An 8,634-nucleotide genomic window follows, 5' to 3' on the forward strand; every position below is an offset into this window, starting at 1 on the left:
TTTGTTGGAATCAATGTATTCGTAGACTGCCGCCGTGTCCAGTCAACCCCAGGCCTTGCATGCCCGCACCCGCCATGACCACCGCCCTTGAAACCAGCACCAACCAGCAGATCGACGCGCGCCGCGTCGCCGCCACGCCGCGCGGCGTGGGCATCGGCTTTCAGATCTACGCCGAGCGCGCCGAGAACGCGCAGATCTGGGACGTGGAAGGCCGCCGCTACATCGACTTCGGTTCCGGCATCGCGGTGCTCAACACCGGCCACCGCCACCCGCGCGTGATGCAGGCGGTCAAGGACCAGCTCGAGCATTTCACGCACACCGCCTACCAGGTCGTGCCCTACGAAAGCGTGGTCGCGCTCGCCGAGCGACTGAACGCGCTGACGCCCGGGCAGCACGCCAAGAAAACGGCCTTCTTCACCACCGGCGCCGAGGCCGTGGAGAACGCCATCAAGATCGCCCGTGCGTACACACGCCGCCCCGGCGTGATCGCCCTGACGGGCGCCTTCCATGGCCGCACCTTCATGGGCATGGCGCTGACAGGAAAGGTCGTGCCCTACAAGACCGGCTTCGGCCCCCTCCCCGGCAGCATCTACCACGTGCCGGCGCCCGTTGCGCTGCACGGCACCACGGTCCAGCAGTCGCTGGCCGCGCTGACGCAGCTGTTCAAGGCCGACATCGATCCCGAACAGGTGGCGGCCATCATCGTCGAGCCCGTGCAGGGCGAAGGCGGCTTCTACGTGCAACCGCCGGAGTTCATGCGGGCGCTGCGCGAGGTCTGCGACCGCCACGGCATCGTGCTGATCGCCGACGAGATCCAGACCGGCTTCGGCCGCACCGGCAAGCTGTTCGCGATGGAGCATTACGACGTGCTGCCCGACCTCATGACGGTGGCCAAGAGCCTGGCCGGCGGCCTGCCGCTGTCGGGTGTGGTCGGCCGTGCCGAGATCATGGACGCACCGGCGCCCGGCGGCCTGGGCGGCACCTACGCCGGCAACGCGTTGTCCATCGCGGCCGCCCATGCCGTGCTCGACGTGATCGAAGACGAGCAGCTCAGCGCACGTGCCGGGCGCCTGGGCCAGCGGCTGACGTCGCGCCTGAATGCGCTGCGCCAGGCCGTGCCGCAGATCAGCGACGTGCGCGGCCTGGGCGCCATGGTGGCCGTGGAGTTCGCGCAGGCCGACGGCACGCCGGACCCCGTCTTCACCAAGAAAGCGCAGGACCGCGCCCGCGATGCCGGCCTGCTCCTACTGACCTGCGGCGTGCACGCCAACGTGATCCGCTTCCTGTTCCCGCTCACCATCGAGGATGCGCTGCTGGACGAAGGCCTGGACATCCTGGCCGCGGCCCTGCAGGCCTGACACCAAGGAACCGACCATGCTGCAACTCAAGGACCCCGGCCTGCTGCGCCAGCAGGCCTTCATCGCCGGCGAGTGGGTGGATGCGGACAGCGGCAAGACCACGGCCGTGACCAACCCGGCCAACGGGGAGCGGATCGGCACCATCCCCATGTGCGGCACGGCCGAGACCGCGCGCGCCATCGCCGCTGCGGCCGTGGCCCAGCGCGCCTGGCGCGAGGTGCCGGCCAAGGAGCGCGCCGCCGTGCTGCGCAGGCTCAACGACCTCATGCTGGCCCACCAGGACGACCTGGCGCTAATCATGACCACCGAGCAGGGCAAGCCGCTGGCCGAGGCCAAGGGCGAGATCGTTTACGCCGCCTCGTTCATCGAGTGGTTCGCCGAGGAGGCGCGCCGCGTCTATGGCGACACCATCCCGGCCACCAGCGGCGACAAGCGCATCCTCGCGCTCAAGCAGCCCATCGGCGTCACGGCGGCGATCACGCCCTGGAACTTCCCGACCGCCATGCTCACGCGCAAGGCCGGGCCGGCGCTCGCGGCCGGCTGCTCCATGGTGGTCAAGCCGGCCACGCAGACGCCCTACTCGGCGCTGGCCTTCGCCGAACTGGCGGCGCGCGCGGGCGTGCCCAAGGGCCTGCTGTCGGTGCTGACGGGCTCTGCCGCGGAGATCGGCGGCGAGATGACGCGCAACCCGGTGGTGCGCAAGCTGACCTTCACGGGCTCCACCGAGGTCGGCCGCACGCTGATGCGCCAGTCGGCCGACACGATCAAGAAGCTCTCTCTGGAATTGGGCGGCAACGCGCCCTTCATCGTGTTCGACGATGCCGACATCGACGCTGCCGTCGAGGGCGCGATGGTCTCCAAATACCGCAACACGGGCCAGACCTGTGTCTGCGCCAACCGGCTCTACGTGCAGCGCGGCGTGCTGCAGGCCTTCACGGAAAAGCTCGTGGCCAAGGTCCGGGCGCTCAAGGTCGGCAACGGCCTGGAGGCCGGCGTCACGCAGGGCCCGCTGATCGACGCCAAGGCCGTGGCCAAGATCGAGGAGCATGTGGCCGATGCCGTGGCCAAGGGCGGCCAGGTGCTGACCGGCGGCAAGCGCCATGCGCCGGGCGGCCAGTTCTACGAGCCCACGGTGGTCGGCGGCGCCACGCCCGACATGCTGTTCGCCAAGGAGGAGACCTTCGGCCCCTTGGCGCCGATCTTCGCCTTCGACAGCGAGGACGAGGTCATCGCCCAGGCCAACGACACCGAGTTCGGTCTGGCCGCCTACTTCTACAGCCGCGACATCGGCCGCATCATGCGCGTGGCCGAGCGCTTGGAGTCCGGCATGGTGGGTGTGAACACCGGCCTCATCTCCACGGCCGAGGCGCCGTTCGGCGGCGTCAAGCAGTCGGGCCTGGGCCGCGAGGGCTCCAAGTACGGCATCGAGGAATTCCTCGAAACCAAGTACGTCTGCCTGGGCGGACTGGGCTGAGTCCGGCCGTCACACCGGCGTCACACGCCACTACAATTCGCGTCTGCTAGGGGTGCTGGCCTGGTCTTGCGACCGGTTCGGCTGAGATCACACCCTTGGAACCTGTCCCGCCAACCCGCAAGGTCGGCGGCCCGAGTTAATCCTCGCGCAGGGAAGCATTGACCCGGTTGGGCCGTGCGCGCCGACCGGCGTCCACCGCCCATGCGATCCGTCAGGCCGACCTGCTATGACGTGAACACGTTGTGGCAAACCATCCTTCTTTCTTGCTGACCCAGGCCTGTGCTGCCGCACTGGCCTGCCTGGCCTCCATGGCCACGGCCCAGACAGCCAGCCTTCCGGCCGTGACCGTGCAGTCCGGCAACCAGCCGCCCCAAGGCGACGTGACCGGCTTCGGCGACCAGCCGCTCAACGAGTTGCCGATCTCGGCCGTTGTCATCGATGCCGCGGCGCTGCAGGCCAGCGGGGCGCGCCGGCTGGCCGACCTGACCAGCTTCGACGCCTCGGTCACCGATGCCTACAACTCGCCCGGTTACTGGGACTACCTCAGCATCCGCGGCTTCACGCTGGACAACCGCTTCAACTACCGGCGCGAGGGCCTGCCCATCAGCGCGGAGACCTCGATCCCGCTGGACAACAAGGAGCGCGTCGAGATCCTCAAGGGCACGAGCGGCATCCAGGCCGGCACCAGCGCGCCGGGCGGGCTCGTGAACTACGTGGTCAAGCGTCCGACCGAGAAGGACCTGCGCAGCGCCACGGTGGAAGTCTCCGGCCGCGGCGGCGTGCTGGGTGCGATCGACCTGGGCGGGCGCTTCGGCGTGGACCGCCAGTTCGGTTACCGCTTCAACGTGGCGCACGAGACGCTGCGCCCGCGCATCGACGACCTGAAGGGCGAACGCAGCCTGGTCGCGCTCGCGGCCGATTGGCGCGTGGGCCGTGACACGCTGGTCGAGGCAGAACTGGAGTGGAGCCACAAGTCGCAGCCCAGCCAGGCCGGCTACAGCCTGCTGGGCAACCGGCTGGCGCCCGTGCCCAGCCCGCACCTGAACCTCAACAACCAGCCCTGGTCGCAGCCTTCGGTGTTCGGCGCGCTGACGGGCACGCTGCGCATCGAGCAGGCACTGAATGCGGACTGGCGCTGGTCGGCCCAGGTGGGACAGCAGCGCTTGAAGACGGATGACCGGCTGGCCTATGCGTTCGGTTGCGGTGCTGAAGACGACTACACGCGCTACTGCAGCGATGGCAGCTACGACATGTACGACTTCCGCAGCGAGAACGAACGGCGCCGCTTGACCGCTGCGCAGGTGAAGCTCAAGGGCAAGTTCACGACAGGCAGCATCGCGCACGACGTGTCGGTCGGTCTGCTCTCCTCGCGTGTGCGCAACCGCTTCCAGGATCAGGCTTACAACTACGTGGGCACGGGCAATGTGGATGGATCGGCCGTCACGTCGCCCGATCCCGCGCTGACCGACTTCAACACCAACCGCGACGAGCGCTCGCTGGAGTTGTCGCTGCAGGACACCATCCGCTGGTCACCGCAATGGACCACCTGGTTGGGCCTGCGCCACACGCACTTGGACCGAGAGAGCGTGCGCACGGACGGCTCGCGGCCCACCGCATACGACGCCAGCGTGAACACGCCATGGCTCGCGCTCGGCTACCAATTGCAGGGAGGCCCCTTGCTCTATGCGAGCTATGGCCAGGGCACCGAGTCCTACCTGGTGCCGAACAAGACAAGCCAGTACCTGAATCCCGGGGTCGCCCTGCCCATACGCAAGTCGCGCCAACAGGAAGTCGGCGCCAAGGGCGGCGATGCCAGCTGGAGCTGGCAGGTCGCCTGGTTCCGCATCGTTCGCCCCATGACGAACATCGACAGCTGCGGCGACGGTTGCACCGGCGCCTACGACGGCGAGGCCGTCCACCAGGGCCTGGAAGGCACGTTGGGCTGGCGCGGCGGCCCATGGCGACTCGACGGCGGCGCCACCGTGCTCGACGCGAAGCGCCGCGGCAGTGCCAACGCCTCCCTCAACGGCACCCGCCCCGTCAACGTGCCCAAGCTGGTGCTGCGCGGCCGCGCCTCGTATGCCGTCGCCAGCGTCCCAGGCCTCGCGCTGGACGGCGCCGTGGTGCACGAAGGCCGTCGCTCCGTCCTGCCCGATGCATCGATCGAACTGCCCTCGTGGACCCGTGTCGATGTCGCACTGCGCTATGCGACCAGGCTCGGCGGCACCGCCACGCGCTGGACGCTCGGCGTCGAGAACCTGTTCGACCGCCGCTACTACAAGGAGTCGCCGACGCAGTTCGGCCATGTCTATCTGTTCACGGGCGCACCGCGCACGTTGCGCCTTGCGATGCAGGCGGACTTCTGAGCGCCGGAAAGTCGCAAAAAAGACGCTATAATCATGGGCTACCGTTCCTCAATAGCTCAGTCGGTAGAGCGCCGGACTGTTAATCCGTAGGTCCCTGGTTCGAGCCCAGGTTGAGGAGCCAGAAATTTACCGATCCATTCCTCAATAGCTCAGTCGGTAGAGCGCCGGACTGTTAATCCGTAGGTCCCTGGTTCGAGCCCAGGTTGAGGAGCCAGGAAGCCCGAGGCCCTGCATCGCACGATGCAGGGCCTTTTGCTTTGCCGCTTGCATTGGCGGGGTTCGACGCCATCTTCGGAGCATGAAGACCCAACCCTCTGCCCCCACCGAACTCGCCCCCGTCCGCATTCTGGCTGCGCTGTTGGAACGTCTGGAGCACAGCCGCATCGCCGTCGATCCCGCGCAATACCAGGCCGTCGTGGCACGCCTGGAGGCCGCGTTGCGGACTGTGAAACCGAGCGATGCACTGCGGGATTTGCTGGCCGAACATCCAGCAGCCTCCGAGTTGTACGAAAATACGCAGTATGAGGTCGCTGGCCTGTGCCGTTCGCCACTGGATGCATCCGTGGCCGCCGAGCAGCAGGCCAGGACCGTGATCCAGCGCGCAATGCAAATACCCAGGGAGAGTTCCGCCAATGGCCAAAGCTGAAGTGAAAACCGCAATCTTGGCTGACGGGCTGCGCTACAAGACCAAGGTCTCCGGTTCGCCCTTCACCGCTGGTACGTCGATGGGCGGCTCCACGATGTCCTGCTTCCTGTGCGGCAAGCACCGCCTGCGTTCCCAGCTGGGCACGCGCAAGGTCATCGGCAAGTCGCAAGCCGTCTGCGCACCGTCCTGCAAGGAACTGGACGAACTACTCGCCCGTTGAGCCCGGCAGCGCCCGCGCTGCCCGTTCGTTTCAATCGTCCGAATCGTCCGCGCCACCGATCGGCGGCGGGCTTGGCTGCGTCCGCATGGCGCTGCCTGGCTGCAGGGGCACAGCCTGCGGCAACACGCCCTGCAGGGTGCAGTGCCGCACCTGCTGCATCCGGGGTGCGGGCCGGCCTTCGATGCGTTCGCCCCACAGGGCACCCAGCAACACGCCGAACAAGGTCGCCAGCGCGCGCCCTTCCCCGCTGCCGAAGCGGTTGCCGGCGACACCGCCCGCCACCGTGCCCAGCAAGGCACCGGTGCCGGTGTCCCCTTGCGGCGCCACCTCTTGCACGACCTGGCACACCTGCTGCACCACCGGCGCGGCCGACAGCAGCTGGACCTGCTCTTGCGCCATGGACGGCGAGGCGCCCCCTGACGAGAGCGCCAGTACCATGCAGATCCATCGCTTGTTCATCGCGGCAGCGCCAGACCGAGGCCTCAAGGAAAACGGAGGCGTCATTATGGTGACGGGCCGGCGAGCATGCGCCACCCACCCTGCGTGACACCGGAGCACCCATGCATTACCGCCCTCTCGGCAAGAGTCCCCTGCGCGTTTCCACCCTGTGCCTGGGCACGATGATGTTCGGCGACCAGACGGCCCTGCCCGAGGCCAGCGACATCGTCGCGCATGCGCAGGAGCACGGCGTCAACTTCCTCGACACGGCCGACGTCTACAAGCAGGGCGCCTCCGAGGAGATGCTGGGCCAGATCCTGGCCGGCCGTCGCCAGCACTGGATCGTGGCGACCAAGCTGGGCAACAAGATGGCCGACGCACCCAACCACAGCCACTATTCGCGCCACTGGGTGCTGACCGAGGTGGAAAACAGCCTGCGACGCCTGCGCACCGACCACATCGACATCTACTACCTGCACCGCGACTTCGACGGGCTGGACCTCGAGGAGCCGCTGCGTGCCATCGACACCTTGCTGCGCGCCGGCAAGATCCGCTACTGGGGCCTGTCGAACTTCCGCGGCTGGCGCATCGCCGAAGCAGCGCACCTTGCGCAACGCCTGAACATGCCCGGCCCGGCCGTCTGCCAGCCGTACTACAACCTGCTCAACCGCATGCCCGAGGTCGAGATCCTTCCGGCCTGTCGCCAATACGGTCTCGGGGTCGTGCCCTACAGTCCGATCGCGCGCGGCATCCTGTCGGGCAAGTACTTGCCAGGCGCGACGCCGGCCGCCGACAGTCGCGTGGGCCGCGGCGAAAAGCGCGTGATGGAAACCGAATTCCGCGACGAGTCGCTGCAGATCGCGCAGACCTTGCATGCGCATGTGCAGGACCGCGGCATCACGCTGGCGCAGTTCGCCACCGCCTGGGTGCTGGGCAGCGGCGCAGTGTCATCGGTCATCGCCGGCCCGCGCACCTTGGCGCAGTGGAAGGACTACCTGCCCGCACTGGACCACGCACTCACCGCCGAGGACGAAGCCATCGTCAACCGCCTGGTGCCGCCGGGCCATCCTTCCACACCTGGCTACACCGACCCGTCGTATCCCGTCGTCGGTCGCCAGGCCCGGGCCGCTTGAGAACGCGCGCTCGAACACGACAAATGTCACGCCCTGTCCGACGGACTGCGGCGCGACGTCTTGTGGCAGCCAGAGCCGCGGCCTACATTCACGGCGACGGCGGTGCGGCCAGTACCCGCACCTGACAGATCGGCAGTCCAACGTGCCGACGCCGTCGCCAGATTCCGCTGCGCGCTCCTGCGCGGGCCTGATTTGGCCGCTGTCCTACAGACGCTCCAGAGCGGCCCAAGTACAACTCCTTCCACAGCAACAACACGCTTCACCGGAAGGAGCCAGATGATCAAAGTCGGCATCGTGGATGACCACGCCATCGTGCGTTCAGGTCTGCGGCAGTTCTTCTCGGACCACGTGGACCTGCGCGTGGTCGGCGAAGCTGCCAGCGGTCGCGAAGCCATCGACCTGGTCCGCAACACAGAGATGGATGTGCTGCTGATGGACCTGTCCATGCCCGGACAGACCGGCATCGACGTGCTCGCCATGATCCGCGCCAAGGCGCCGGACCTTGGCATCCTCATCCTCTCGGGCTACCCGGAGGAGCACTACGCGATGAACCTGATCCGCCAGGGCGCCAGCGGCTACCTGAACAAGGAATGCGACCCGATGGAGATCGTCAATGCGATCCGCACGGTCGCGATGGGACGGCGCTACATCACGCCCGCCGTGGCCGAACTGCTGGCCCAGCAGATCAACCGCAAGGGTGACGAGGCGCCGCACGAGCAGTTGTCCGAACGCGAGTTCCAGGTCTTCCTGAAGCTGGCCAAGGGCGAGACCGCGGGCGACATCGCCAAGACCCTGTCGCTGAGCGTCAAGACCGTCAGCACCTACCGCACGCGGCTGATGGAAAAGCTCAACCTGAGCTCCAACAGCGACCTGACCTACTACGCGCTCAAGAACAAGCTCATCGATTGATCGCTTGAGAGTACGCCATGGAAAAGGGGCTCCACCGAGCCAATGCCAGTCAGTTAAGCGCTGACTGGCATTTTCTTTGGTGGGTACTTG

8 protein-coding genes and 2 tRNA genes are annotated in these 8,634 nt (G+C 67.3%); 9 read left to right on the forward strand and 1 reads right to left on the reverse strand.

Going from position 1 to position 8,634, the window contains the following annotated elements:
* The first annotated feature begins 74 nt into the window (after positions 1 to 74).
* The 7 genes from gabT to IE209_RS24900 all read left to right on the forward strand — a co-directional run bounded on the left by gabT (position 75) and on the right by IE209_RS24900 (position 6,064).
* On the forward strand, positions 75 to 1,358 hold the full coding sequence (gene gabT / locus IE209_RS24870) for a 4-aminobutyrate--2-oxoglutarate transaminase (protein ID WP_189689568.1): 1,284 nt from the start codon (positions 75 to 77) through the stop codon (positions 1,356 to 1,358).
* A 16-nt stretch (positions 1,359 to 1,374) separates the two neighbouring features.
* Positions 1,375 to 2,832: an NAD-dependent succinate-semialdehyde dehydrogenase gene (locus tag IE209_RS24875; protein ID WP_189689569.1), complete on the forward strand. Its 1,458-nt coding sequence runs from the start codon at positions 1,375 to 1,377 to the stop codon at positions 2,830 to 2,832.
* Between the two features lie 263 nt (positions 2,833 to 3,095).
* Positions 3,096 to 5,198, forward strand: coding sequence for a TonB-dependent siderophore receptor (locus tag IE209_RS24880; protein ID WP_308433217.1), 2,103 nt, complete (start codon positions 3,096 to 3,098; stop codon positions 5,196 to 5,198).
* Positions 5,199 to 5,243: 45 nt separating this feature from the next.
* Positions 5,244 to 5,319, forward strand: a tRNA-Asn gene (locus IE209_RS24885).
* A gap of 17 nt (positions 5,320 to 5,336) precedes the next feature.
* Positions 5,337 to 5,412, forward strand: a tRNA-Asn gene (locus IE209_RS24890).
* An 84-nt stretch (positions 5,413 to 5,496) separates the two neighbouring features.
* The gene (locus tag IE209_RS24895; RefSeq protein WP_229883030.1) at positions 5,497 to 5,844 is read left to right on the forward strand and encodes a hypothetical protein; all 348 of its coding nucleotides are present in this window, start codon (positions 5,497 to 5,499) and stop codon (positions 5,842 to 5,844) included.
* Positions 5,831 to 6,064 (forward strand): hypothetical protein, encoded by a 234-nt coding sequence (locus IE209_RS24900; protein ID WP_056673431.1) that lies wholly within the window; start codon positions 5,831 to 5,833, stop codon positions 6,062 to 6,064. The genes IE209_RS24895 and IE209_RS24900 overlap by 14 nt, the downstream gene beginning before the upstream one ends.
* A gap of 30 nt (positions 6,065 to 6,094) precedes the next feature.
* Here the strand turns inward: IE209_RS24900 and IE209_RS24905 are convergent, their stop codons facing one another.
* The gene (locus IE209_RS24905; protein WP_189689570.1) at positions 6,095 to 6,523 is read right to left on the reverse strand and encodes a glycine zipper 2TM domain-containing protein; all 429 of its coding nucleotides are present in this window, start codon (positions 6,521 to 6,523) and stop codon (positions 6,095 to 6,097) included.
* A 101-nt stretch (positions 6,524 to 6,624) separates the two neighbouring features.
* Between IE209_RS24905 and IE209_RS24910 the strand changes: the two genes are divergently transcribed.
* Both IE209_RS24910 and IE209_RS24915 read left to right on the forward strand, forming a co-directional pair.
* Positions 6,625 to 7,635: an aldo/keto reductase gene (locus tag IE209_RS24910; protein ID WP_189689571.1), complete on the forward strand. Its 1,011-nt coding sequence runs from the start codon at positions 6,625 to 6,627 to the stop codon at positions 7,633 to 7,635.
* Positions 7,636 to 7,911: 276 nt separating this feature from the next.
* Positions 7,912 to 8,544, forward strand: a complete 633-nt coding sequence (locus IE209_RS24915) for a response regulator (protein WP_056673440.1) — start codon at positions 7,912 to 7,914, stop codon at positions 8,542 to 8,544.
* Positions 8,545 to 8,634 lie beyond the last annotated feature (90 nt).

The organism is Pseudorhodoferax aquiterrae (assembly GCF_014652235.1).
Taxonomy (GTDB): domain Bacteria; phylum Pseudomonadota; class Gammaproteobacteria; order Burkholderiales; family Burkholderiaceae_C; genus Pseudorhodoferax; species Pseudorhodoferax aquiterrae.

Excerpts from the sequence above, each read along its gene's own strand:
- IE209_RS24915 (WP_056673440.1), top strand. The coding sequence starts at position 7,912 with ATGATCAAAGTCGGCATCGTGGATGACCACGCCATCGTGCGTTCAGGT.
- gabT (WP_189689568.1), top strand. The coding sequence starts at position 75 with ATGACCACCGCCCTTGAAACCAGCACCAACCAGCAGATCGACGCGCGC.
- IE209_RS24900 (WP_056673431.1), top strand. The coding sequence starts at position 5,831 with ATGGCCAAAGCTGAAGTGAAAACCGCAATCTTGGCTGACGGGCTGCGC.
- IE209_RS24910 (WP_189689571.1), top strand. The coding sequence starts at position 6,625 with ATGCATTACCGCCCTCTCGGCAAGAGTCCCCTGCGCGTTTCCACCCTG.
- IE209_RS24895 (WP_229883030.1), top strand. The coding sequence starts at position 5,497 with ATGAAGACCCAACCCTCTGCCCCCACCGAACTCGCCCCCGTCCGCATT.
- IE209_RS24875 (WP_189689569.1), top strand. The coding sequence starts at position 1,375 with ATGCTGCAACTCAAGGACCCCGGCCTGCTGCGCCAGCAGGCCTTCATC.
- IE209_RS24905 (WP_189689570.1), bottom strand. The coding sequence starts at position 6,523 with ATGAACAAGCGATGGATCTGCATGGTACTGGCGCTCTCGTCAGGGGGC.